Raw genomic sequence first — 24,481 nt, 5'->3', positions numbered from 1 at the left:
AGGTCGCCAAAATCGGTCGTGCCGCGAGCCTTTTTGTTACTTTTGCGGCGAGGCAAAAGTAAGCCCCGCTGGCAGGCGACGAATCAAAATCAAAGCCTGCGGCAGCGCAGCTGCCGAAAGAAGCAAAAAAGCGCAGCTTTTTTATTTACGCTTCGAGAGTGGGCAAGATTTCCGGCCTCACAGGAAATTTATCAAGGAAAAAATTAGCGATAAACAATCTTATCGGACAAAAAAAAATGCGAGTCAGAAAAAACCAACTCGCACCTCAATATAAAAAAACTAAAAATTATTCCTTAACAAAACGTTTAGCAAAAAACTTACCATCGGCAGTAGCAGCCTGCAACAAATAAATCCCACTACCCAAACCAGAAACATCAATGCTGTTATCAAACTCCGAAGTAATCGTCTTCACAACAACCCCACGAATGTCATAAAAACTGATAGAAACGATATCCTGGGAATTCTCGATCTGGAAACTATTCTTAGCAGGATTCGGGAAAACCGAAAAAGTCTTAGCCTCGAAATCTTCGGCTTCAAGATTCGTAGAAAATTTCACCAAACCACCTTCCTGCGTTCCCGCCCAAACTGTGGTAGATGAAGTTGCGTCGATCGAAGTGATGTGAGGATTTGGCAGCGCTGAATTCTGCGGAGAATAAGTAATACAATCGGTGAAACGCTGCACGCCGCCATTCGCGCAATTCGGCATAAGACCAAGCCACAAATCGCCCGTGTTGTCTACATCTGCAGTTGACAGGCCGCAATCTGCAAGACAGCTGTTCCCGCCCATCCAATGCAAATATTCGTATTGGTTGCCCACGATTTTACCGAGTCCGTCGCCTGTGGAAATATAGATACCGCTGGTCGTGGCTCTCAGGATTTTGTACACGCCATCAGTAACGTCAGCAATAGCGCCGTTCGCGTTGATCTTGCGGAGCATTCCGTTGATCGCGAAATAAACATTGTCGCTTTGATCGATACCCAAACTGTTCACTTGCGCTCCAGACATGTAAGTCGTGAACGTCGTGCCGTTGAATTTGACAAGTCCGTTTGGACACGCGAGCCAGAGATTTCCGGCGCTGTCAGTGGCCATGTCGTTGATGCTGTTGTTAGGAAGTTGGGAATTCGACGTCGTATAAGTCGTAAAAGCCGAACCGTTGTACTTGATGAATCCCGTGGCATAAGTCGACATGAAAACATTGTTGTTCGTGCCGATCGCCACTTTGTTCAAAGGATCAGAACCAACCGGAACGTTGTTGTAGTTCGTGAAAGTCGTCCCGACCATTTTGGTAAGTCCGGCGTTGGTGACGATCCACATCGTTCCGTTCTTGAGCTTGAAATCCTGGATGTTGTTCGAGGCGATTCCCGAATTCTGAGTGTTGTAAACCGTGATGGTGTACGTTTGGGAAAACAACTGCAGGCAAATCGCCGACAGCAAAAGAGTAAAAGTTTTTTTCATTGATGATGATTTTAGATTGCGGGCGCGAAAGTAGGAAAAAGAAGATTAATTTTTTCTACTTGAGGCTTTTCGGATCCAAAAATAATCAGATGAAAAATGCTTTCTGATGCAAATGAACAAACGTGGCAATCGGGTTCACAAACGTCGGCTTTGGCCTAAAAAGCGTTTTTTAAGTTCAGAAAGTCCTTAAACGCTTCGGCTTCCAATCCACGAATTGCCCAAAATCACGTCGAGACTTTGCAGGATTTTGTCCGAGTCGAATTCGGGCGTAAAAATCCCGACGCTGCCGTTCCCGTAAGGTTTGTACTTGTCGATGTTGAGGAATTTGAAAAGTCCGATAACGGGAACATCGGTCGCGCTGGCCAAGTGCATCATTCCGCAATCGCCGCTGATGTAAACCTGCATGGCGTTCATGATCGCGGCCAATTCGCGCAAGTCTTTTCCGTAGAAACTCGTCGCTTTGAAGTTGATCTGCGATACATTTTCTATCGGAAGAATCTCGACAATGTTGAAACTCGTGCCGTATTGGTCAACCAGTTGGTTGTAAAATGCCGTCCAAGCTTCGGGCGAATAACATTTGTTCGACGTCGCAAATGTATAGATTCCGATGGTCGGTTTGTCGTTGCCGTTGAGTTCACGCAACTTCGCCTTTCCGATTTCGATTTCCTTTTCGGACAATTTCAGATCCATTTTCGGAACCGATTCGTCGCTTCGGTCGATGCCGTTTTCGACAAGAAATTCCCGGAAAGTGTAAACCGGTTTTTTGGCGAAGTGGAACTTGTCGAATTTGTCGTTGCCCGATTCCACGAAATCGAGATCGCCCGAACAAGAATTTTTCCCGCGTGCCACGAGTGTCGCCAATCGGCCGGAAGACGAGCCTTCATCGACATTCACGACTAAATCGTACTTTTTCCCGGACCTGATTTTTATCCACGTATACAAATACTGTCCGAGTTGCTTGAAGTGTTTCTTCGGAAGCAAAATCATTTTGTCCACAACCGAATATTCCTTGAAAAGTTCCAATCCGAGATTGCCCTTGAGGAAAAGATCGATCTTTGCGTTTGGAAAAACCTGCTCGATCTCGCGAACCAACGGCGTGATCAAAAGTTGGTTGCCAAGCCTGTGATTCGGACGGCAAACCAGCACATTCCGAACATTGTCGGCGTTGAGGTTTTCACACGAATCCGATTTCGCAGGTTCAAGCGCGCGCACGATTCTTTTGGTCAGGCCGCGTCGAAAGCTGTCGGTTCTCTTGAGGAACTTTTTTGTTTTGGACATATTTTGGGCGATTTGTCGTAAAACAAGCATGCGATTTGGGATTAATTTTGGAGAAGCGCACTCTGGTCGAAAAATTCTCGAAAAATTAACAATAGAGTAAAATTCCAATTTTCAAATCTCATCCCGATATCTGAAAATCCGCAAATCCAAAAAACAAGAAATCCGAACTTCTTATCTTTAGCCGATGAAAATCCTGATTGTAGAAGACGAAACCCTTTTGGCCGCGAGCATTGCCGAATATCTGCAAGGCAATGATTTCGTTTGCGAGTGGGCGAATACTTTTGCGTCGGCTCAAGCCAAGATTGCCGAATACGACTATGAATGTATTGTGCTTGACATCGGTTTGCCCGACGGAAGCGGTTTGCGGCTGTTGCAAAACCTGCGGGAAAGCGGAAAAAACGACGGCATCATCATCATCACCGCCAAAGATTCGCTAGAGACGAAAATCGAAGGATTCAACCTCGGCGCTGACGATTACATCGTGAAACCGTTCGCGTTGGCCGAACTTGCCGTAAGAATCCAAGCGCTTATCAGACGCAAGAAATTCGACGGAAACAATGTCATCCAAATGGACGGACTGGCGATAAACGTGTTGGCGAAAACGGTCAAGTTCGAGGAAAATCCGCTCGATCTGACCAAAATGGAGTATGTGCTTTTGTTGTATTTGGTAGGAAATTCGGGCAAAGTGCTCTCGAAAGGCGCGATTGCCGAACACTTGTCAGGCGATATGGCCGACATGCTCGCCAATTATGATTTCGTGTACAGCCACATCAAGAACCTCAAGCGCAAATTGCTGGAAGTCGGTTTCAAGGACAAGATCGCGACTGTTTACGGCGTCGGATACAAATGGGAAAATGACTAGGAAACTCTTACATAAAACCTCGTTTTACTACCTCGCTTACTTTTGCGCGATCATGGCCGCGGCTTCGGTTTTGTTCTATTTTGTAGCCGATGCGCTGCTCATGGACGATGCCGAGGACGAACTTTTGCACCTCAAACAAGATTTTATCGTGAACAGCGGAAAGTCACTTCGGGACGCGGAAATTGCCGATTGGAACCGCTACAACAGCGACCGAAAAATCAGCGAAATCGACGCCAATTTCAGCAAAGACACGCTTTTTTACCAGCAATTCTACAACATCGCCCAAAAGGAAAACGAGCCGTATCGCGTGTTGCAGACGCGGGTTTCTATCGACGGTAAAGATTACTTGCTGTCGGTGAAAAGCAATATCATCGAGCGCGAAGACTTGATCGTGAGCCTTGTCGGATTGTTTGTCGTCGTGCTGGGTTTGATCCTTATCGGACAACTTATCCTGACGCGCAATTTGTCGCTTCGACTTTGGCAACCTTTTTATCAGACGCTTGCCGCGATCGAACGCTTCGAGATCGATAAGAAGAATTTTCCCGCTTTAGGCCGAAACAGCATAGAGGAATTCACGCGATTGAACGCCGCGATCAACAAACTCGTGCACAAGAACCTGATCATTTACGCCAACCAATCGGAATTCATCGAAAACGCCGCCCACGAATTGCAGACGCCGCTCGCGATCTTCAAAGGCCAGGTCGACAATTTGCTGCAATCGGAAGACTTGACCGAAAGCCAGGCCGATCGTCTTGGCAACATGCTCGAAGCATCCGAAAGGCTCATAAAACTCAACAGAAACCTGCTTTTGCTGTCCAAACTCGACCAACAGGTACTGCCGACCGAAACGCTCCAATTGTCTGAAGCCGTAAGGAAACACGCGATTTTTTTCTCGGAACAGGCCGAAAGTTCAGGAATCGCCTTCAGGATCGAATGCCGAGGCGACCGCGAGATGGAAATCAACCCGGAAATGATGGAAGTCGTGCTCAACAATTTGTTCAACAACGCGATTCGACACAACCAAAAAGGCGGAAACATCGTGGTGACGCTCGACAGTAATTTCCTGCAGATCGCAAATTCCGGTTTGCCCGAAAAACTCGACGCAGATCTTATTTTCGAAAGATTTGCCAAAGGCCGAAGTGGTTCGGTCGGCAGCGGTTTAGGACTTGCGATCGTCGAGAAAATCGCGGCCGGTCGCGGTTGGGGCTTGTTTTACGATTACGTCGATGGCATGCATTGTTTTCGGATTGTCTTTTAGCGGATCAAATCCGGAAAGCGATTCCGCCTCTGAGGAAAAAGTCCGAAGTGTGAGTCAGCGCCGTTCCGCCGGCCAAGTCGAGTTGCAGGTTTGGCGTTAGCAAATACAGGATTCCCAAATCAGCCGTGTGAATCGCGTGCCGATTGACGGGCGCAAAACAATATTCCTCGGCATAAAACTTGACTTTTTTCGACACTTCGGCGTCGCCAGAAATAGTATACACATATTCCGGTTGCCGATTTTCCGAATTCCACAACATTCCCAAGTTATAGCCCAAATCGAGTTTGTCGGTCAATTCGTTCTTGAGCAACAGTCGCAGTTCGGGTTCGTAATATCGTTCGTGGAAGCGACCGTCGGCCAACCACGGAATTTTCACCATCGCCATTGCCGAAATTTCGGGCAACCAATTTTTTCCGCCAAACAAATGATATTTCGCGCCAAGCCGAATCGGGTCGAATCCCGCAGACGTCGTGTCGGTTCCGGCCAAAGCGATATCGGCCCGCAGTTCGAGATTCTTGAAAAGCCCGAAACGCAAAAGTGATTCGGGAAAATAGTCGGTGAATTCGCCGTTTTCGCGTTCGACCGCGATGTCGCTTTCGGCTTGGAATTTCATTGCCGTAATCGTGTGCGGTGCTTCGGTTTCAGACGTTCCGTCCGTATCGATTTCCTGGGATTTCGCTTGATGGACGATAGCAAAAATCAGCACGATCAAAATCGGTGGAAATTTAAAATTCGCGAACATGACAATTGGTTTAGGTCGACTGAAATTACTGTAATTGACGCGATTGGATGTTATAGGATTTCACGCAAAAACGAGTATTTTGCGGTAGGATTTCCGATGCGAAAAACAGAAATTCCTGAATCGGATGAGAAAATTTTTGCTTTTTTTTAATGGGATAATGATTTGGAAATGCAGTTTTCGGCGCGACTTTTGAGTTTGTTTTTTTTGGTTTTCCTTTTCGGATGCCAATTCGTACAAAGCCAGAAAAAAGGTGACAGAGATGTCGAGATAGCGATTCTCGACGATGGCGGCGTTTTCGCTCACGGCGATTCCCAAACGATGTCGATTGCGCCAAAAGACCTATATAAGTACAAGGAATTCAATTCGCTGGAAAAGGCTTTGAAAAATCCCGATGCTGTTTTTAGGCTCGATCTTTCGTCGAAATCGCTTTCCAAAATTCCCGAATCTCTCCGGAAATTCAAGAACCTGAAGTCGCTGAATCTGTCTTTCAACAAAATCGATAAATTGCCTATTTGGTTTTCCGAACTTGAAAATCTTGTGGAATTGCAACTCTCGTGGAATAAGTTAACGCAATTTCCGGACGCGATTCTCGAACTCAAAAGCCTTACGCATTTGTCGATCGAAGCCAACAGGATCCCGGAATTGCCAAGTGATTTTGGTAAATTGAAAGGTTTGGTCGTTTTCCGATGCAACAATAATCTGCTTACGACTTTGCCCGAATCCATCGGAAATCTTACGAAATTGCACATGCTCGAAGTCTATGCGAACAAGCTCACGAGTTTGCCGGAAAGTATCGCCGATTGCCAAAATCTCGTGACTTTGCACACTTCGTACAATAAGCTCAAAGCGCTTCCGAGCTCGCTTTCGAAATTGCCGAAACTGACTTGGCTTTATTTCGAGGACAATCAGGTTGAGGTTTTGCCCGAGAATTTCGGCGCGCTCAAAAATTTGGTTTACCTCGGATTCGAAAAGAACAAGATCAAGGTTTTGCCCGACAGTTTCGCGAATCTCAAGAAACTTTACGGCTTGAACATGAACGAAAACCAACTTGAGAATTTCGCTGATTCGTTTTACGAAATGCAGTCGATCGGCGATCTTCACATCCAAAATAACAAATTGTCAGAAGCGACCAAAACGCGATTGAAAGCGGTTTTTTCGAAGATTCCTTTGTATCTTTAATTCGCGTCGGAAATCAAATCTGAGCAAAAAAAAGCCCCACAATGTGAGGCGAATCTTTATCCTTTGTCTTCCTTGTCGTGGCCTTCGAGCTTGACGAGTTTGTTGTAAACGCCTAAAAGCAGAAACGGTGCCGCCCATTGTCCGACGAACAACGCCGTGTGTTTGTGTCCTGCGATTTTTAGTCCTGCCGAAACGCCCATCGACGCCAATGCAGTCCACAAAAATACGTCCGACGGCAATTTGGCCGTTTGTTTTTCTATCACTTTCGCAACTTTTCCTTCGCTTTGGTCTTGGTTCTGTAAATCCATGATTTTTAATTATTTGTGAGCAACGAAGCTACCATTTTGCATTCGCGTCAGCTTACAGCATTGCGTTATTCGGGTGTACTATTGTTATGATTTTCCAGATGCGAAATCAGTTGTTTTTCATCGTTTTGTCCTGAACGCTTGCAATCAGTTTGGGAAATAATTTGAGCAGCAAAATCGCAGTACATAATAAGGTAGAAATTGCGTTGGCGACCAAAATCGGAACGTCTTGTTTGAGAACGCCATAAACGAGCCAAAGCGCATTTCCCAAAACCAAAGCCGAATAGGTAAGCACGGAAATCGATTTGACATCGCCCGATTTGACGATTTTCACAACCTGCGGAACATTAGCCACCGTAATGAAAAGCGCCGCGGCGATTCCTATCCAAAAAACAAAATCATACATATTATTCGGTTTGGTTTGCAGTTTATTGAGGAGAATTTTCACCAAAAGTAGAATTCGAAACTTACCCTTGGTTACATTGCGCAAAAGGTTTGATACACAATTGCATAGCCTTTTAAAAGTACGACTTATAATCTTGGCGGTCAATTCTTCAATACTATATCGTTCGCCCCGAATTATGTAACCGCGTTGGCTCGAATAAACGTCCATTTGATTCACCATAAAACGCACATTATGAAGAATCAGCAAAACCCGTCAAGCGGACAAGAAGCCAAGCAGCAAGACTTGGGACAAAACAAGTCTGACGCCACAAACAAATTCATGACGACCGACCAAGGCGTCAAAATAAACGACGATACCAATTCGCTCAAAGCGGGCGAGCGCGGACCGTCTTTGCTCGAAGATTTCATTCTTCGTGAGAAAATCACGCATTTTGATCACGAGCGCATTCCGGAAAGGATCGTACACGCAAGAGGTTCGGGCGCTCACGGCTACTTCGAGGTCACAAATCCGATTCCGCAGTTTACCAAAGCCGGATTTTTGTCCGAAGTAGGAAAAAAAACGCCCGTATTCACAAGATTCTCAACCGTTGCCGGATCAAGAGGTTCAACCGATTTGGCTCGCGACGTAAGAGGATTTTCGGTCAAATTCTACACCGAAGAAGGTATTTACGATTTCGTAGGAAACAACATTCCGGTGTTTTTCATTCAGGATGCGACCAAGTTTCCAGATTTGATTCACGCCGTTAAACCAGAGCCTCACAACGAAATTCCACAAGCAGCCTCGGCTCACGACACGTTTTGGGATTTTATTTCGCTTATGCCAGAATCGATGCACATGATCATGTGGACGATGTCAGACCGCGCGATTCCCAGAAGTTACCGCATGATGGAAGGATTCGGCGTACACACTTTCAGGATGATAAACGAACAAGGCGAATCGCATTTCGTCAAGTTCCACTGGAAACCAAAATTGGGCACGCACGCAGTGGTTTGGGACGAAGCCCAGAAAATTTCGGGCAAGAATCCGGACTTTCACCGCGAAGATTTGTGGGAAGCCATTGACATGGGACATTTTCCGGAATGGGAATTCGGAGTGCAAGTGATTCCGGATGCCGATGAACACAAATTCGGATTCGATTTGCTCGACCCGACAAAACTCGTTCCCGAAGAACTTGTTCCGGTAACGATAATCGGAAAAATGGTACTGAACCGCAATCCCGACAACTTTTTCGCCGAAACCGAACAGATCGCGTTTCACCCGGGACATGTCGTGCCAGGAATCGATTTCTCGAACGATCCGCTTTTGCAGGGCCGACTTTTTTCATACACCGACACGCAGTTGTCGCGACTCGGAAGCCCGAATTTCCACGAAATCCCAATCAACCGAACCATCAGTACGATGCACAACAACCAGCGCGACGGCCACATGCGCCAGGAAATCAACATCGGTCGCGTGAGTTATCACCCAAATTCGCTCGGAGGCGGATGTCCGTACCAAGCCAAAATTGCCGAAGGTGGTTTCTCGAGTTTCAACGAGCGCATCGACGCCCACAAAATCCGGGAGAGAAGCGAGAGTTTCTCTGACCATTTCAGCCAGGCGAAAATGTTTTTGGACAGCCAGACGGAAGTCGAAAAACTGCACATCGTACGCGCTTTGCGATTCGAACTCGGTAAAGTCGAAACCACGGCAATTCGCGTAAGAATGCTCGGGCTTTTGTCGCAAGTCGATGAAAAACTGGCTTCTGATGTCGCTTTTGGTCTTGGCCTCGAAGTTCCGTCAAGTCCGGAAATGCCAATGAATCACGGCGTTTCGGCCGACGACGACCATACCAAACACGAACCGACTTTGCGCCAACAAGATGCGGGAACGTCCGACGCTTTGAGCATGATTAAAAATGCAACGATCGAACCTACTATCGAGTCGAGAAAAGTCGCGTTTTTATGTGCCGATGGCGTGTCCGAAGAACAGGTTGCAACCCTGAAATCGGCATTGCTTGTCGAAGGTGCGAAAGCTTGTATCATCGCGCCACACTTGGGTTACATTGATACGGACAAAGGCGGGCAGTTGCCGGTCGACTTCACTTTCCTGACGGCTTCATCGGTTTTGTTCGACGCGGTTTACGTGCCCGGCGGACTCGATTTGAACGAGCTGTCCGAAAACGACGACGTGCTCGATTTTTTGAACGAAGCTTTCAAGCATTGCAAGGTCATCGGAGCCGAATCGGAAGGAATCGAACTGATTTCGGGAACGCGATTCGCCCAAAAAGCTGACAGCGACGACGAAGGTTTGGTCTTTGGCGATTCTGACTTGGCGTCTTTTGTAGAAAATTTTATCGCTGCCATGTCGCAGCACCGTATTTGGGCGCGTGAAGCCCTGCAATAATTCATAAACACAATCATGGAAAACACAAATAATCCTGAAAAAGGAAAAGTAGTACAACCGGCAGACGACGCCGCAACAGATTTGAGACTTTTGTTCGTAGACGGATTGAAAGATATTTATTGGGCCGAAAACGCGCTGGTCACGGCACTTCCGAAAATGCGCGACAACGCCACTTCGCCCGCTTTGGCTTCGGCAATCGACGATCACTTGGCCGTTACGGTGAATCAGGTGGAAAGGCTCGAAGACATTTTTGACATCTTGGGCGAGGAAGCCGAAGGGAAAAAGTGCGAAGCGATGACCGGACTGATAAAAGAAGGCGAAAACATCCTCGAAGAAACCGTTCCAGGACCGGTTCGCGACGCCGGAATAATCGCCGCTGCACAAAAAGTAGAGCATTACGAGATCGCGAGCTACGGAACTTTGGTCTCGTTCGCCAAAACATTGGGTGAAAACGAGGCTGCCGAGCTGTTGACGCAAACGTTGGCCGAAGAAAAAGAAGCCGACACTTTGCTGAGCGACGTAGCTACGGGATCGGTGAACGCCGATGCGATGGAAGAAATAGAATAAATTATTCCCTTGAGTTGACTAAACCTGCTTTTCGAGGCGGGTTTTTTTATGGAACTCACTCAATGCTACTACTTTCGCCCTCAATTGTGTAAGCGAATGCCTTGGTCTCCGGCTTACATTTGTTTGCCATTTATGCCAAGACAGGCCTTTTTTCGCCTGACGGATTTTCCTACGCTTTCGCGCATTTCTCTCCTTTACTTCAAGCAAATCTGACGTTCCCGGTTCTGTCGGGATTTATTCGTTACACCAAAAACACACACTTATGAAGAATTTGCAAACCGCAGCGCCGGCGTTGCCTCACCGTGAATCCAAGCGAGAAAATCGCGGGTACGATCTGGTCGTTTTTTGTCATCTCAGATGGGATTTCGTCTACCAACGTCCGCAGCACATCATCTCTCGACTTTCCAACGATATGAAAATCCTTTTTGTCGAAGAGCCGATCGGTTTTTCGCCAGAAGAGGAGCATTCGGCAAAACTGACAGAGATTTCAGAAACGCTTCACATCTTACAACCGAAAGTCCGCAATATCGAAGCCATCGGTGCGATGTTATCCGATTTTCTCGACAGCGAAAAAATTTCCGTCGGATGGTTTTATTCCGCTGCATTCTCGCCAGTGATCGATGCGCTCGAATTCGGGACGATTGTCTACGACTGCATGGACGAACTCTCGCTGTTCAAAGGCGCGCCCCAAGCCTTGATCGATCAGGAGAAATTTTTGATCGGTCGTGCCGATGTGGTTTTCACCGGCGGAAAATCGCTGTATGACTCCAAAAAATCCTTGCACCAAAACGTGTTTTGTTTCCCAAGTTCGGTCGACCAACCGCATTTTGCGCAAGCGTTGAACGGGATTTTGGTGCCTGAGGATATTGCGTCGATCGCGCATCCGATAGTCGGCTATTTTGGAGTGATTGATGAAAGGATCGATTTGGAATTGATCGCAAAAACAGCGTCCGAAAACCAAAACGTGTCGTTCGTGATGATTGGTCCGATCGCCAAAATCGATGAAAATGAACTTCCGAAAGCCCGAAACATACAGTATCTCGGAATCAAATCGTATTCGGAATTGCCCAATTATCTCAAGGCGTTCGACATCGCGATGATGCCGTTTGCGTTGAACGATGCGACGAAATTCATCAGTCCGACGAAGACGTTGGAATACATGGCCGCCGGAAAACCGATCGTTTCCACGAGAATCGCCGATGTGGTTCGCGATTATTCCGAAGTTGTCGAATTGATCGAATCTGAAGCAGATTTTACATCGGCCATAGCCAGAATACGCTTGTCTGCCGATGCGAAAAATCCATCCGATTACTCAAAAATCCTCGAAAAAACATCTTGGGACGCGACTGTCTCGGCCATGAAAATCCATCTGAAACAACTCGCCTCATGAAAAAAGCAGACATCGTAATTATTGGAGCAGGCATTTCAGGATCGGTTTTGGCCGAACGTTATGCGTCGATCGGGAAGAAAGTCCTGGTCATTGAAAAACGCAATCACATCGCTGGAAATTGCTACGATTACGTCGACGAAAACGGAATTCTCGTCTCAAAATACGGAGCGCATCTGTTCCATACGAACGAAAAAGACGTTTGGGAATACGTAAACCGCTTTTCGGATTGGTACAAATGGGAACACAAAGTCATTGCGAGAGTCGGCGATAAAACCGTGCCGATTCCCGTGAACATCACAACTGTAAATACGTTGTTTGACGCCAAAATCGCATCGGAAACCCAAATGCAGGATTGGCTCGAGCACAACAGAACGGTTTTTGCCGAACCTGCGAATGGTCGCGAGGCGGTTTTGGATCGCGTGGGCGAGGCACTTTACGAAAAGATGTTCCGGCATTACACCAAAAAGCAATGGGACAAATATCCTGAGGAACTCGATGCATCGGTTTTGAATCGCATTCCGGTGCGCCATAATTTGGACGATCGCTATTTTTCGGATGAACACCAAGCTTTGCCAAAAGGCGGATACACGCAACTTTTCGAGAAACTGCTCCAAAATCCAAACATCGAGGTTTTGCTCGACACCGATTATTTCGACATAGCCGATTCGATTTCGGACTACGACAAATTGTTCTACACCGGTCCGGTCGACCGCTTTTTCAACTTCAAGCACAGTTTGGTCGAAAAACTCGAATATCGATCAATCAATTTCGTATCCGAAACGCATGAGATGGAGTTTTTCCAGGAGAATTCGGTCGTGAATTATCCCGGAACTGAGGTCGATTTTACGCGAATCATCGAATACAAGCACTTCGGAGACCAGAAATCCCCGAAAACCACTGTTGTCAAGGAATTTACAGTCGATGAAGGCGAGCCGTATTACCCGGTTCCGAATCCTCGCAATCAGGAAATTTACGCCAAGTACAAGGTCGAAGCCGACAAATTGCTCGACGTGCATTTTGTGGGAAGACTCGCCAACTACAAGTATTTCAACATGGATCAAGCGTTCAAGAATGCGCTCGATTTGTTCGAAACGCTGCAACTTTCCTCAAATCCTACAGCCGCATGAGCCTTTTCCAAACCTTCATCATGGGCGGTTACGAATGCGCCGACCACATCAACCGATCGGGAAACCGCGTGAATTTGCTGCGCGAAACCGAACATGACACGAGGGTTTACGAAGATTACGGATTGTTGACGCAGGCCGGCGTCAAGGTCGTGCGCGAAGGAATTTGTTGGAGCGAGGTCGAAATCGAGCCTTTTCAGTTCGATTTTTCCGAAGTACACAATCGCATGAAAGCTGCCGAACAACACGGCATCCAACAAATCTGGGACTTGATCCACTTTGGTTATCCCGATGGCCTGTATCCGACGCATCCGCATTTTTGCGACCGGTTCGTGGCGTTGTGCGAAGCGTTCGCGATCTTTTACAAAGCCAATTCGTATCAGCAATTGTTCGTGGTTCCAATCAACGAAATCAGCTTTCTTTCCTGGCATTCGGGTGAAGTTCGAGGCACAGTTCCGTTTGCTGAAAACTGCGGATGGGACATAAAATACCATTTGTGCAAAGCGGCGATTTTGGGAATTCACGCCTTGCGCGCCAACGACCGCGATTGCAAGATCGTGTTGGTCGAGCCTTTAGTCAAGATTCACCCAAGCGATTTTTGCGAAGACGAACATCTGCACGAAATAAACAGCCATCAATTTCAGGCTATGGACATCATTTTGGGAAGGATTTGTCCCGAATTGGGCGGAGCCGAAAACCTCGCGGACATTCTTGGGTTCAATTATTACTGGAATTGCCAATGGTACGAATATTTCGGTCCGCTTGACTGGCCGGACGAAGCAGGCGAGCGCACGCCGCTTTGGAAGTTGCTCAAGAAAGCATACGTTCGTTACGGAAAACCGATTTTTCTTTCAGAGACCGGACACTTCGGCTCCGGAAGAATCGAATGGTTGGATGAGGTCGTCGCCGAATGTCTTACGGCCTTGGACTACGGCGTGGACTTTCACGGCATCTGCATTTATCCCGTAACAGACAGACCGGATTGGGACGACCTTTCCTCATATTGCCAATGTGGCATTTGGGATCTTGACGCAGCAAAAAACCGCATCGTGCACCAGGAGTATTTCGACAGGATTTCGTCTTTGCAGTTCGAAACGGAATTGTCCAAAAAACAAGAAGACCGATAAATATCGATCTTCGTTTTAAATGCCTCTCCAAAAATCTTCTTCGCTTTGGGAGCAATGGTCGTCTGAAATCCGGTAGCTTATCATGGGTTCTTCCTCGTCGATTTCGATTTCTGGAATTTCCTCGCGATTTGGTTTCGGTTCCTGTTCGTAAGTTTGGTCATCGTCTTCTTCCGAGTTCGGGTCTGACGTTTCGCATAGAACGGTTCTCAACAACCCAAAATTACTTCTTGGATTTTTTTGCATCAGCTTTTGCGTCTGTTTTCGTGTCAGTTTTCGTATCGGCTTTGTCTGACGATTTCTCTTGTTTCTCAGCCTTTTGGTCGGCTTTTTTCGTACTTGTAGCAGGTTTTTTGCTGCTGTCGTTCTTCGAATCTTTCATGGTCTTATCTTTTGTGATTAGAGGTGAAGGTAGGCCTGAAATCTACTCAGAAGTTATACAATTCGGGTATGCTGATAGACAATTGAGACAAATACGGTTTTCCGTTTTTTCGCTTATGCGGACTCAGTCCAGAGCCAACACATAGCCCAAATTGAAGTAAGGAAGCAGTTCTTTGTTCAAATCCGAATACATCAAACTAGCTTCGATCGGACCCAAAAAAGTCTTGTAGCCGCCAGTCACCGAAAATCCCGTGCCATGCGAGGAATCGCGCAACTTGAGATTGCTGTCGATAAAATCGTGATATAAAGTATTGGCTTTGAAAATCAGGTAAAGATTGCTCACGACATTGTACTGGTAACCGATTTGTGCGCTTATTACGCTAGGCGAAAAAATCGAACCTTCGGGCAATCCGGCAAAGGTGATCTGGTTTCGGATAACGCTCGTCAACCCGCCGATAATGAAGTCGTTCATCACGAATTGCTTGTAGCCGAAATTCATGCCAGACTGCACGTTCAGCAACAAAGCATGCCGTCCGAAAGGGAAATATTGCTCAAACGAAAACTTGATCTGGCCGTAAGGATGCGTGTCGAAATAAGGCGAATTTTCATCGGCGACGATTTCTCCGTCCTCATAAATGCTGAAATCGTTTTTCTGGCCATAAATCACGCCGCCTTTGAGGTAAAACCGACGGCCTTTCGTAGGATAAACGTCGGCGTTGAGCGTGTTGTGATGCAAAGTCAAATAGGAGTTCAGGAAGTAAGTATTGCCTTTTGCCTGAATGTCAGACGCGATTTTGGGACGGTAATCCAAATTCGTCAACTCGCTTCCCAGCCCGATCGTCCAGCGATTTCCGGGTTGCCACAAAACCTGCAGGTCGCAATTCTGGTTCGACTGTTGGTAAAGTCCGTTTTCGGTAAAATTCGTGCCGTCGTAAGTCGTAAGGTCGATTGCCGAAAAATTGACTTCGGCCTGAACCGAAATGTTGCGTCGTGTGTTCAGATAATCGGAAACAATCGCCTGCCCACGCGGATTTTCTCCAATCGCAACCATAGCGAAAGCGGTAGAAAGCGGACTGAAAATGCCTCGTTTCTCGACTCCCGTTTTGAGTGCGATTCCGGTCGTGGTGTTGTAGTGCAAACCGAAAAGTGCCGTCACGCGAGTGGCTTTTTCCACCTCGAACAAAATCGTGGCTTGCCCGTTTCCGCTTGGTTTGAGCGAATATTGCAGCTTGTCGTAAATGCGCGTCGAAAAAGTCGATCGTACGCGTTCCGAAATTTGTTTGGCGTTGTAATCGCGTCCGGTTTCGAGCGCAAGCATTCTCAGGAAATAGTCTTTTTCGGATGCCGAAATTCCCGTGACTTCCACATTTGAAATCACGACGGTTTCCGGTTTTTTGACAAATTCTTTTTTGGGCAAACTCCCGAATTTCAAATCTAGCGAATCCTTTAGCCGCTTGAGTTTCGGATACAATTCCATCGCCTTTTTGTTCCCGATTTCAATGATCTTGTCAGACGCGGCAAAACTGCTTGTCCCAAATTTTTCCAACGGATAATTCACGTAGAAATCGACGAGTTTTTTCTGGGTTTCCAAATCGGTTACGGCGTTGTAGAACGGCAATCGGCTTATCACGTCCATGGGCGATTTGATCTGTTCGACAGGTTCCAAACTGCCCGAAACGTCGCTTCCTATGATAAAATCGGCTCCCATTTCCTTGGCGTTTTCGACCGGGAAATTCCGGATCAATCCGCCGTCGACGAGAATTTTGCCGTCAATCTCGACAGGTGTGAAAATCGACGGGATCGCCATGCTCGCGCGCACTGCCGAAACGATGTTTCCGTCTTTGAGAACGACCATTTTTCCGGTGGCCACGTCGGTTGCGATGCACTGGAAAGGTTTGTCGAAATGGTTGAAATCAGTGGTTTCGTAATACGGATAGAAAACCTCCGACAAAGCCAGCCAAAGCTCGTTCGATTCGATGAAACCGCGCTTGAGTTGCAGTCGGCCTTTTCTTATGGGTAGACCGATGTATTTGCCAAGGTTTTTCTTTTCGGACAAACTCAAAGCCTCGACGCTGGGTTCGTTCGACATCAAGGTCTGCCAATTGAGCGCGCCCATCATTTTTTCGATCTCTTTTCCCGTGTAACCCGCGGCATATAAAGATCCGACAATCGAACCCATACTTGTTCCGGTCACATAATCGACGCGAATTCCGGCCGAATCGATCGCTTTCAAAAGCCCGATGTGCGCCAAACCTTTCGCTCCGCCGCCGCTCAAAGTAAGTCCGATTTTGGGACGTTGTTGGGCAAATGACGAAAAGGAGCAAGTGAAAATCGTGAATAAGACGAAAATTGGGGCGAGGTTTCGGTTCATGCGCAAAATTTGCCTAAAGTTAAGAAATCGCGATTTGACGGGAATCGTGTTTTTGCGAAATCCGCAATCGTTTGAAACTGTAATTTTCGTTTGGATTTGCCTATATTTGAGAGTTAGCGTTTCCGTACAAAAAACGGTCAAGCCGACACTTTCCAACGACAAATCAAACCGCGACAATGACATTTTTCTCCCGATTCTACAATCGATCCGTCCAGTTTTGGCTGCTCGCGGCATTGGTCGGGATTTTGGTTTCGTGCTCCAAATCGGAACAGGAAAAACCGGAAAAAATTGTCGCTGCGAGCAAGATCCAAAACCTGCGTCAAGACACGAAAATCAAGTATTCGCTTGAACAACTTGACAATACGAAAGGCCTTTCCAACAGTTCGGTCAACTGCATTTTCCAGGACTCGCAAAATCTCATTTGGATCGGTACTTGGGACGGACTGAATCGTTACGACGGCAACAATTTCCAAATTTTCCGTCCGCAGCCTGATCCTGTCAAATCACTGAGTAATCAGGTGATTCTCAAGATAGGCGAGGATTTCCAAGGTCAGATTTGGGTTTTGACGATGCACGGAATCAATCGGTATGACAAAAAAACCGGAGATTTCCAACAGTTTTATTTCTCGAGAAAGAACAAGCCGCCGTTGTCAGAAAGCGAATTCAACATGGCATTGGATGCCGACAAACGCGTGTATTGCGCCGTAAAAGATTGGGGAATCGGGTATTTCGACGGACAGGATTTTCGTCAGCTGCAAATCCCGGGATTGCCCGCGGCCACGGTTCGAAAGCTCGAATTCTCGAAAAACGGGGAAATGCTCGCGCTTTTTGCCGACAACCGCTGTTTCTCGATCCCGATCGAAATTCCCGAAAACAAAATTCCAACCGCTTCCGAACCCAAATTGATCTCATCCGAAATGCGCACATTCGACATTGCTCCAAACGGAACGATCGCCGCGATTGGAACGTCGGGAAAAGTCGATTTCCTTACTTCGGATGTCAATCCAAAAGCTGACAAAACCCCGAAAATCGCCACTTCAATCGTCGGTCACGTGCCCGAAGGTTTCGTGTTTTCGGGTCGTTCGGGCTATTTTATTTCAGATGAAAACGGAAATCTAATAGCGAGTCCGTGGCTCGATTATCTCAAAAAACAAAAGGTAACCACGCTTTTGCAAGCCAGCGAAAACGTGCTTTGGACGGGAACGGACGGCGATGGCGTGTTCAAGATATATCCGCGAAAAAAGTCATTCAGTTTGGTGTCGGCTTTGCAAATTCCCGAACTCGACGGCGGAATCGTGCGCTCGTTTCTCGACGACGGCGACTCGTTTTGGGTTGGGACGAAAGGTCGTGGCTTGATCAAGATCGCATCTGATTTTTACCAAAATCCGGACAAACCGCTTGTTTACAAGACTTTTACCGAAGCGACTGACGCAATTGACAACGCCGTTTTCGCGCTGTGCAAAGGCAACGACAACCTCATATACATAGGAACGGACGGCGACGGAATGACGGTTTACGATCAAAAATCGGGTAAAATCGTAGGTTGGCGCGACATCGACGGCAGCAAAAGTGTCGATTATTTCAAGTCGACTTACGCGATTTATCAGGACAAAGAGGGATTCATCTGGCTTGGGACGAACGGCTACGGAATCGTGCGTTTGAAGATCGAACGTCTCGGCGACAATCTCAAAATCGTCGGTTCGAAGCGCTATGTTGGCGGAAACGGCGCGAACTCGTTGAGCAGCAACATCGTGTTTTCGATCGTTCCGAAAGGCGAAAATGAACTTTGGATTGGCACGCGCCTTGGCGGACTCAATTTGTTCGATAAAAATTCGGGAAACTTCAAGGCTTTCAAGAATGTGGCCGGCGATGCGAAAAGTTTGTCGAACAACGACGTTTTGTGTTTGATGAATGACGCGTCGGGGAAACTTTGGATCGGGACGAGTTTTGGGTTGAATCGGTTGGAAAAACTTACGTCTGATTCGAAAGCCGAATTCAAAAGTTACACGGTCAAAGACGGTTTGCCCGACAATACGATCCATGGCATCGTGTCTGACGGAAAGTCGAACCTGTGGATTTCAACCAATTTCGGACTGTCGAATTTTGTCGTGAATCCTGAGAAATTCATCAACTATTCAAGAGTCGACGGACTTCAGAACAACGAATTCGCCGACGGAGCTTTTTATTTCGACAACCGATCGCAACTCGTTTTCATGGGCGGAATCAAAGGTTTCAACTACTTTTTGCCGCAACAGATCACCGAATCGACCGTTGTTCCAGATTTGTTCATCGACAAGATTTCGGGACAGAACCAGGCCGAACCTTATTATGAAAGCTTGGTCGTTTCTCCAAAATCGGAAACGCATCCTTCGATCGTTTTGAATCACGACCAGAATTTCTTCGACATCCAACTTTCGGCCTTGACTTACATCAACAGCGACAAGTGCCGCTACGCCTACAAACTTGAAGGTTTCGACAAAGAATGGAACGCGATCGACAACCGCAAGATCATTTCGTTCACGAACGTTCCCAGAGGAAATTACGAGCTTTTCATGAAATGGTCGAACAGCGACGGCGTTTGGAGCGATCCGGTGCGCGCGATCGACATTCGCGTCAAGCCCGTGATTTGGCAGTCGAATGTGGCTTTGGCGATTTATCTGATCTTGGGAATTTTCTTCGTTTTGTTCGTTAGAAGTTATTATCTCAAGAAACAATCGCTCAAGCAGAACATCATTTTCCGACAGAAAGAGGAAGAAATCCACGAGAACAGATTGTCGTTTTTCACGAACATCGCCCACGAATTCCTGACGCCGCTTACGTTGATCGTCGGGCCAATCCAAAAGTTGTCCGAAACCTCGAATCTAGACGATCGCAGCCAAAAATTCGTGAACATGATCCAGCGGAACTCGTCGCGATTGTTGTTCCTGACGCAGCAATTGCTGGAATTCCGAAAAGCCGAATACGAATACCTCGAAGTCACGGTCAAAAAGTTCGATTTCGTGAATCTGATCGAACAGATCGCCGAGCTTTTCGACGATTGGGCTTTCGATAAGAAAATCGATTACAACCTCGAAATTCCGCAGTCGCTTTCGGGTTGGTTCGACAAGGACAAAACCGAGAAAATCGTGTTCAATTTAATGTCGAATGCGTTCAAATACACGCCAATCGACGGGAAAATTTCGGTCAAGGCCGAGTTCGAGGATGAAAATCGAAAACGCATCCGCTTGACGGTGACAAATACCGGGAAAGGCATTCCGAAGGAAAAAATGGACTCGCTTTTCGATCGCTTTTTCCTGTCGGATATTTCTTCGGACAACGAAATGTTCCGAACCGGAATCGGGTTGGCTTACATCAAGAAGCTTGTCACGGTTTTGAGAGGTGAGATTTTGGTCTCGAGCGTAGCCAACGAACAGACGGTTTTCACGATTTTGTTGCCTTGCGACCAAAGTGCGTTCACCGAAAAAGAGATCGATCTTGAGAGTTCGCCGGTTCAGATCTCGCACCATCTGAAAAACATCCTGGAAGAGATTTCGGACGCGCCAGACGAGAAATTGCCCGAGAAGATTTCGGCACTCGAACAGCTCGAGAACGACAAACAGACGATTTTGATCGTGGAAGACGAAAAGGAAATCCATGCGTTCTTGCACGATCTACTCTCGTCGAAATACAATATCACGACGGCTTACAACGGAGCCGAAGCCTTGGAAATCGTGGGCTCGGCGATTCCAGATTTGATAATCAGCGATGTGATGATGCCAATTATGGACGGCGTCGAACTTTGCCGAAAGATCAAGACCGATTTGCGCACTTGTCACATTCCGTTTATCATGCTTACGGCCAAAGATCAGGTCGTGCACCGCATCGAGGGCTTGGAAAGCGGCGCCAATTCGTACATTCCGAAGCCTTTTTATCCCGAACATCTGCTCGTGAGAATCCACAAACTGCTCGAGGAAAAGAGCTTGATTTTGAGACATTTTACCGAAGATTTGATTGTGGATGCGAGTCCGTCGGATGCGCCGGTGACTTCGCGCGAAAAAGACTTTATCCGAACTCTGATCGAACTCATCCGGAAAAACATCGACAGCGAAAACCTCCAAAGCGGCTTCATCGAACGCGAACTCGGCATTTCGGCTTCCCAACTTTTTCGCAAGACAAAAGACCTTTTCGGGCTTACTCCAACCGATCTCATTCGAAGCATGCGACTCAAATTTGCCGCCGAATTGCTTCGGAAAAACGTGTTGACGGTGTCTGAAGTTTGCTACAAATCAGGTTTCAACAACAGATCTTACTTCTACCGCGAGTTCAATAAGGTGTACAAAATGACTCCGAAGAACTATCAATTGCACTACAAATCGAAGACTGTCGCGTTTTCAAAAAACTGATTATCAATTTTTTAACGGCTTGTGTACACTTTTGACGAAATAGTGTACACCGGTTTTTGCATCCTCGGCCTACTTTTAACCTATCGACGAAAACGTTGTAGCAAACCAAAATGACAAATTAACTCTGCAAAATTTAGCAACATGAGAAAAAAAGTACGAATTATCAACGAATCAGGAATTTTGATATGAAGAGGAATTTTATCTGCCAACTATTCTTGATCTGCGCCATTGCCTTCTCTGGAGCGATGAGTGCGCAAACCGTAAAGGGAACCGTTTCGGATAAGGCCGGGCCGCTTCCTATGGTAACCGTTATGATCAAAGGAACGAATACGAATGCGGTTTCTGACATAAACGGCGAATACACCTTTTTGGAAGTTCCTGCGAATGCGGTTTTGGTTTTCAGTTATATCGGATACCAAACCAAGGAAGTCGCGGTAAACGGACAACCTATAGTAAACGTGGTTTTGGCCGATGACGCGCAACAACTCAACGAAGTTGTCGTGACGGGTTATTCGAGCCAGCAAAAGAAATCCATTTCGGGTGCGATCGTGCAGGTCGACCTCGAAGATATGTCGAAAACCCGCGTTCCAGACGTGACGCAAGCCTTGCAAGGGCAAGCGGCCGGTGTTTTCGTGGCGGCAAGTTCAGGTGCGCCGGGCGACGGGATCCAGATTCGGATTCGCGGCCAGGGCACACTTGGAAACAACGACGTGCTTTATGTAGTAGACGGCGTTCCGACGCGTTCCATCGGATTCATTCCCGGAGGCGACATCAAGAATCTTACGGTCTTGAAAGATGCAGCGTCGGCCTCGATTTACGGATCACGTGCGGCCAATGGCGTTGTGCTCATCACGACCAAAAAAGGTCAGGACGGAAAAGGAACGTTCGAGGCAGAAGCTTTCACGGGCGTCCATTTTGTGACGAATCTTCCGAAGTTGCTGAACACTTCACAGTATTTGGATGTTATGGAAACGTCTTACAACAATACGACGGGCAACGATCCGGCCCTTCCGAATCCTTACACGTCTTTGCGCGGCCGTTCAGATTTGTCCGATACGGACTGGCTTGACGAGTTGTTCACGACCGGTTACAGCAACAGCGCCCACGTTTCGGCAAGCGGCGGATCTGACAAACTTTCGTATTACATTTCCGGAGGCTATTTTGGCGTTGACGGCGTCGTCGTCGAGAATAATGACAAGTACAAAAGAGCGAACTTCCGCACGAATGTTCTCGGGCACGTAAGCGAAAGATTCACTGTCGGAAGTAATTTGCAGCTGACTTTCATCAAACAGGACAAACTTTCGTCTACGGGCGATGCGCCGGGCGTGATTCGCCATGCGATGATTCGTCCGCCGGTTCTTGGCGTTTACAAAGATCCGTCTGATCCTACCTGGTCTGCCGACGATCCTTACACCGATCTTCCGTTTTACATCGGGCCTGACAATTTCAACAAATTTCTGGAATACAGCTCGAATCCGATTGCAATCGTACATTTCACCAACGACAAACGCGAGTTGTTCAACACTTTCGGAAACGTGTTTGCCGAATATGCTTTCCTTGGAGACAAATCGCTTAAGTTCAAGACTTTGCTTGGCGTCGACGCGAAATTCATCCACAACAAACGATTTGCGCAGAATTATGGCGATCAACAAGCGGTATTGCCTGATGACAGCCCGTATATCGGAATGGGACGAAACAACATGCCAAACAATCTAAGTGAAGATCGCGGCCAGGACGTGACTTTCAACTGGAGCAACACCTTCAATTATATCAAGACTTTTGGCGATCACAGCATCAATGCGCTCGTAGGAACCGAATACATTACCAACAAATACGAGCAAATGGGCGGAACACGTTCGGCTTACGACATTACGCTCGACCCGTTTCTTTATCTCGATTACGGACAGGTCGGAGGCGGAACTACAGGTTTGCCACCGGCATACGCAGGCGGTTCGGGATCGGCTTGGACGTTGTTCTCTTACTTCGGGACAGCAACTTACGGTTTCAAAGAGAAACTGTTCGCCACGGCCACTGTGCGTGCTGACGCGTCTTCTCGATTTGGACCGAACAAGAAATGGGGTTATTTTCCATCGGTATCGGCAAATTACATCTTGACCAACGAAGATTTCATGAAAGACGTAACTTGGTTGAACAGCCTGAAAATCCGCGCCAGTTATGGAAAGAACGGAAACCAGGAAATTCCTAACTACGCTTACCAGAACCGATATGTGAACACGCCAAACGGCCCGCAACTCGCGCGTCTCGGAAATCCAAATCTGCAATGGGAAACGACTACGCAGACCAACGTCGGGCTTGACTTTACGTTCCTGAGCAACAAATTGTATTTCAGTGCTGATTATTTCATCAAAGATACTGACGATATCTTGCTGAGCGTAACACTTCCTGCCACGTCGGTTGGACAGCTGGAACCTTCTTACTTCAATACGGCATCGGTGAGAAACAAAGGCTTTGAGTTCGCTTTGGGTTACCAGAACAACGATCGTGATTTCAAATACGGATTCAACGCCAACGTGGCAACTTTGAGCAACAACGTCACGAAATTGTACACTTATGTACCTAATCTTGACGATCCGATCAATTACACACGTTCTGTCGTCGGTCAACCGATCAACGCTTATTACGGCTACCAATTCGTAGGAATTTACCAGAACCAATCCGAAATCGACACCCATCTTTTTGCCGATGCGGGAACGACGCAACCCGGTGACATGAAGTTCCGCGATGTGAACGGAGACGGACGCATCAACGCAAACGACCGCACGCACATCGGAAACCCAATTCCCGAAGTGACTTATGGTGTGAATTTGAACATGTCTTACAAAGGATTCGATATTTCCTGTTTGTTCCAGGGCGTATCCGGCGTAGACCGTTACAACGATTTGAAGCAGATTCTCGACTACGATTCGCGTCCGTTCAATTCCACGACTGCGGTTTTGAATGCCTGGGATGGAGAAGGCACAAGCAACACCATGCCGCGATTGACTTTCAATCCGAACGGAAGCGAGAGAATCTCCAGTGCCATGGTTGAAGATGCGTCTTACCTGAGACTCAAAAATCTTGAGATCGGATACACTTTCAATAAGGTATTCAAGGCCGTCGACAATTTGAGAATCTACGTTTCAGGTCAGAATTTGGTGACTTGGACGAACTATTCAGGACTCGATCCGGAATCTACATTGGTGAAAGATCAGGGAACTTATCCGCAAATGACATCGGTAATCTTCGGTGCCAAAATCAAGTTATAATAAAAAAA

At 47.1% G+C, this 24,481-nt stretch carries 19 protein-coding genes; 11 read left to right on the top strand and 8 right to left on the bottom strand.

Features of this window, described 5'->3' with window-relative positions; genetic code table 11:
• A partial coding sequence (locus tag EOO49_RS13450; protein WP_290846523.1) for a hypothetical protein occupies positions 1–274 on the top strand: 274 nt, incomplete at its 5' end.
• Between the two features lie 12 nt (positions 275–286).
• On the opposite strand, the gene EOO49_RS13445 is transcribed toward EOO49_RS13450, so the two are convergent.
• Positions 287–1,456: a T9SS type A sorting domain-containing protein gene (locus EOO49_RS13445; RefSeq protein WP_290846521.1), complete on the bottom strand. Its 1,170-nt coding sequence runs from the start codon at positions 1,454–1,456 to the stop codon at positions 287–289.
• Between the two features lie 186 nt (positions 1,457–1,642).
• Positions 1,643–2,734, bottom strand: a complete 1,092-nt coding sequence (locus tag EOO49_RS13440) for a glycosyltransferase family 9 protein (protein WP_290846519.1) — start codon at positions 2,732–2,734, stop codon at positions 1,643–1,645.
• Positions 2,735–2,918: 184 nt separating this feature from the next.
• On the opposite strand from EOO49_RS13440, the gene EOO49_RS13435 reads away from it, so the two are divergent.
• Positions 2,919–3,596: a response regulator transcription factor gene (locus EOO49_RS13435; RefSeq protein ID WP_290846517.1), complete on the top strand. Its 678-nt coding sequence runs from the start codon at positions 2,919–2,921 to the stop codon at positions 3,594–3,596.
• Positions 3,589–4,854: a HAMP domain-containing sensor histidine kinase gene (locus EOO49_RS13430; RefSeq protein ID WP_290846516.1), complete on the top strand. Its 1,266-nt coding sequence runs from the start codon at positions 3,589–3,591 to the stop codon at positions 4,852–4,854. Before EOO49_RS13435 ends, EOO49_RS13430 begins: the two co-directional genes overlap by 8 nt.
• Positions 4,855–4,858: 4 nt before the next feature.
• On the opposite strand, the gene EOO49_RS13425 is transcribed toward EOO49_RS13430, so the two are convergent.
• Positions 4,859–5,596 carry a transporter gene (locus tag EOO49_RS13425; RefSeq protein WP_290846514.1) on the bottom strand — a complete coding sequence of 246 codons (738 nt, stop codon included), beginning with the start codon at positions 5,594–5,596 and terminating at the stop codon, positions 4,859–4,861.
• 168 nt (positions 5,597–5,764) lie between these two features.
• Here EOO49_RS13425 and EOO49_RS13420 point away from each other — a divergent pair, with 168 nt between their 5' ends.
• A complete protein-coding gene (locus EOO49_RS13420) occupies positions 5,765–6,775 on the top strand; it encodes a leucine-rich repeat domain-containing protein (RefSeq protein ID WP_290846513.1) in 1,011 nt (336 codons plus the stop codon).
• A 56-nt stretch (positions 6,776–6,831) separates the two neighbouring features.
• Here the strand turns inward: EOO49_RS13420 and EOO49_RS13415 are convergent, their stop codons facing one another.
• Both EOO49_RS13415 and EOO49_RS13410 read right to left on the bottom strand, forming a co-directional pair.
• Positions 6,832–7,083 carry a hypothetical protein gene (locus tag EOO49_RS13415; protein WP_290846511.1) on the bottom strand — a complete coding sequence of 84 codons (252 nt, stop codon included), beginning with the start codon at positions 7,081–7,083 and terminating at the stop codon, positions 6,832–6,834.
• A 106-nt stretch (positions 7,084–7,189) separates the two neighbouring features.
• Positions 7,190–7,486 (bottom strand): SemiSWEET family sugar transporter, encoded by a 297-nt coding sequence (locus EOO49_RS13410; RefSeq protein WP_290846510.1) that lies wholly within the window; start codon positions 7,484–7,486, stop codon positions 7,190–7,192.
• A gap of 231 nt (positions 7,487–7,717) precedes the next feature.
• Between EOO49_RS13410 and EOO49_RS13405 the strand changes: the two genes are divergently transcribed.
• From EOO49_RS13405 to EOO49_RS13385, 5 genes are all read left to right on the top strand, one after another.
• Positions 7,718–9,868: a catalase gene (locus tag EOO49_RS13405; protein ID WP_290846509.1), complete on the top strand. Its 2,151-nt coding sequence runs from the start codon at positions 7,718–7,720 to the stop codon at positions 9,866–9,868.
• Positions 9,869–9,883: 15 nt separating this feature from the next.
• On the top strand, positions 9,884–10,435 hold the full coding sequence (locus EOO49_RS13400; RefSeq protein WP_290846507.1) for a ferritin-like domain-containing protein: 552 nt from the start codon (positions 9,884–9,886) through the stop codon (positions 10,433–10,435).
• A gap of 262 nt (positions 10,436–10,697) precedes the next feature.
• Positions 10,698–11,825 carry a glycosyltransferase gene (locus EOO49_RS13395; RefSeq protein WP_290846506.1) on the top strand — a complete coding sequence of 376 codons (1,128 nt, stop codon included), beginning with the start codon at positions 10,698–10,700 and terminating at the stop codon, positions 11,823–11,825.
• A complete protein-coding gene (glf, locus tag EOO49_RS13390) occupies positions 11,822–12,952 on the top strand; it encodes a UDP-galactopyranose mutase (RefSeq protein WP_290846504.1) in 1,131 nt (376 codons plus the stop codon). Before EOO49_RS13395 ends, glf begins: the two co-directional genes overlap by 4 nt.
• Complete coding sequence (locus EOO49_RS13385) at positions 12,949–14,076, top strand: hypothetical protein (RefSeq protein WP_290846502.1); 1,128 nt, start codon at positions 12,949–12,951, stop codon at positions 14,074–14,076. Before glf ends, EOO49_RS13385 begins: the two co-directional genes overlap by 4 nt.
• Before the next feature lie 15 nt (positions 14,077–14,091).
• On the opposite strand, the gene EOO49_RS13380 is transcribed toward EOO49_RS13385, so the two are convergent.
• The 3 genes from EOO49_RS13380 to EOO49_RS13370 form a co-directional block, all read right to left on the bottom strand.
• Positions 14,092–14,286 carry a hypothetical protein gene (locus EOO49_RS13380; protein ID WP_290846500.1) on the bottom strand — a complete coding sequence of 65 codons (195 nt, stop codon included), beginning with the start codon at positions 14,284–14,286 and terminating at the stop codon, positions 14,092–14,094.
• Between the two features lie 10 nt (positions 14,287–14,296).
• Positions 14,297–14,455, bottom strand: coding sequence for a hypothetical protein (locus tag EOO49_RS13375; RefSeq protein ID WP_290846499.1), 159 nt, complete (start codon positions 14,453–14,455; stop codon positions 14,297–14,299).
• Between the two features lie 123 nt (positions 14,456–14,578).
• The gene (locus EOO49_RS13370) at positions 14,579–16,825 is read right to left on the bottom strand and encodes a patatin-like phospholipase family protein (RefSeq protein ID WP_290846498.1); all 2,247 of its coding nucleotides are present in this window, start codon (positions 16,823–16,825) and stop codon (positions 14,579–14,581) included.
• A 176-nt stretch (positions 16,826–17,001) separates the two neighbouring features.
• Between EOO49_RS13370 and EOO49_RS13365 the strand changes: the two genes are divergently transcribed.
• Both EOO49_RS13365 and EOO49_RS13360 read left to right on the top strand, forming a co-directional pair.
• Entirely contained in the window at positions 17,002–21,207 is a 4,206-nt protein-coding gene (locus EOO49_RS13365) for a hybrid sensor histidine kinase/response regulator transcription factor (protein WP_290846496.1), read from the top strand.
• Between the two features lie 185 nt (positions 21,208–21,392).
• A complete protein-coding gene (locus tag EOO49_RS13360; protein ID WP_290846494.1) occupies positions 21,393–24,473 on the top strand; it encodes a TonB-dependent receptor in 3,081 nt (1,026 codons plus the stop codon).
• The last annotated feature ends 8 nt before the right edge of the window (positions 24,474–24,481 follow it).

Source organism: Flavobacterium sp., assembly GCF_004295795.1.
Lineage (GTDB): Bacteria > Bacteroidota > Bacteroidia > Flavobacteriales > Flavobacteriaceae > Flavobacterium.
Note: the sequence above shows the minus strand (reverse complement) of the source record. Positions and strands in the feature narration are given on the sequence as shown.

Coding starts and splice junctions, on each gene's coding strand:
- EOO49_RS13420 (WP_290846513.1), top strand. CDS start 5,765: ATGCAGTTTTCGGCGCGACTTTTGAGTTTGTTTTTTTTGGTTTTCCTT.
- EOO49_RS13425 (WP_290846514.1), bottom strand. CDS start 5,596: ATGTTCGCGAATTTTAAATTTCCACCGATTTTGATCGTGCTGATTTTT.
- EOO49_RS13415 (WP_290846511.1), bottom strand. CDS start 7,083: ATGGATTTACAGAACCAAGACCAAAGCGAAGGAAAAGTTGCGAAAGTG.
- glf (WP_290846504.1), top strand. CDS start 11,822: ATGAAAAAAGCAGACATCGTAATTATTGGAGCAGGCATTTCAGGATCG.
- EOO49_RS13395 (WP_290846506.1), top strand. CDS start 10,698: ATGAAGAATTTGCAAACCGCAGCGCCGGCGTTGCCTCACCGTGAATCC.
- EOO49_RS13405 (WP_290846509.1), top strand. CDS start 7,718: ATGAAGAATCAGCAAAACCCGTCAAGCGGACAAGAAGCCAAGCAGCAA.
- EOO49_RS13385 (WP_290846502.1), top strand. CDS start 12,949: ATGAGCCTTTTCCAAACCTTCATCATGGGCGGTTACGAATGCGCCGAC.
- EOO49_RS13360 (WP_290846494.1), top strand. CDS start 21,393: ATGAAGAGGAATTTTATCTGCCAACTATTCTTGATCTGCGCCATTGCC.
- EOO49_RS13430 (WP_290846516.1), top strand. CDS start 3,589: ATGACTAGGAAACTCTTACATAAAACCTCGTTTTACTACCTCGCTTAC.
- EOO49_RS13445 (WP_290846521.1), bottom strand. CDS start 1,456: ATGAAAAAAACTTTTACTCTTTTGCTGTCGGCGATTTGCCTGCAGTTG.
- EOO49_RS13370 (WP_290846498.1), bottom strand. CDS start 16,825: ATGAACCGAAACCTCGCCCCAATTTTCGTCTTATTCACGATTTTCACT.
- EOO49_RS13375 (WP_290846499.1), bottom strand. CDS start 14,455: ATGAAAGATTCGAAGAACGACAGCAGCAAAAAACCTGCTACAAGTACG.
- EOO49_RS13440 (WP_290846519.1), bottom strand. CDS start 2,734: ATGTCCAAAACAAAAAAGTTCCTCAAGAGAACCGACAGCTTTCGACGC.
- EOO49_RS13435 (WP_290846517.1), top strand. CDS start 2,919: ATGAAAATCCTGATTGTAGAAGACGAAACCCTTTTGGCCGCGAGCATT.
- EOO49_RS13365 (WP_290846496.1), top strand. CDS start 17,002: ATGACATTTTTCTCCCGATTCTACAATCGATCCGTCCAGTTTTGGCTG.
- EOO49_RS13400 (WP_290846507.1), top strand. CDS start 9,884: ATGGAAAACACAAATAATCCTGAAAAAGGAAAAGTAGTACAACCGGCA.
- EOO49_RS13410 (WP_290846510.1), bottom strand. CDS start 7,486: ATGTATGATTTTGTTTTTTGGATAGGAATCGCCGCGGCGCTTTTCATT.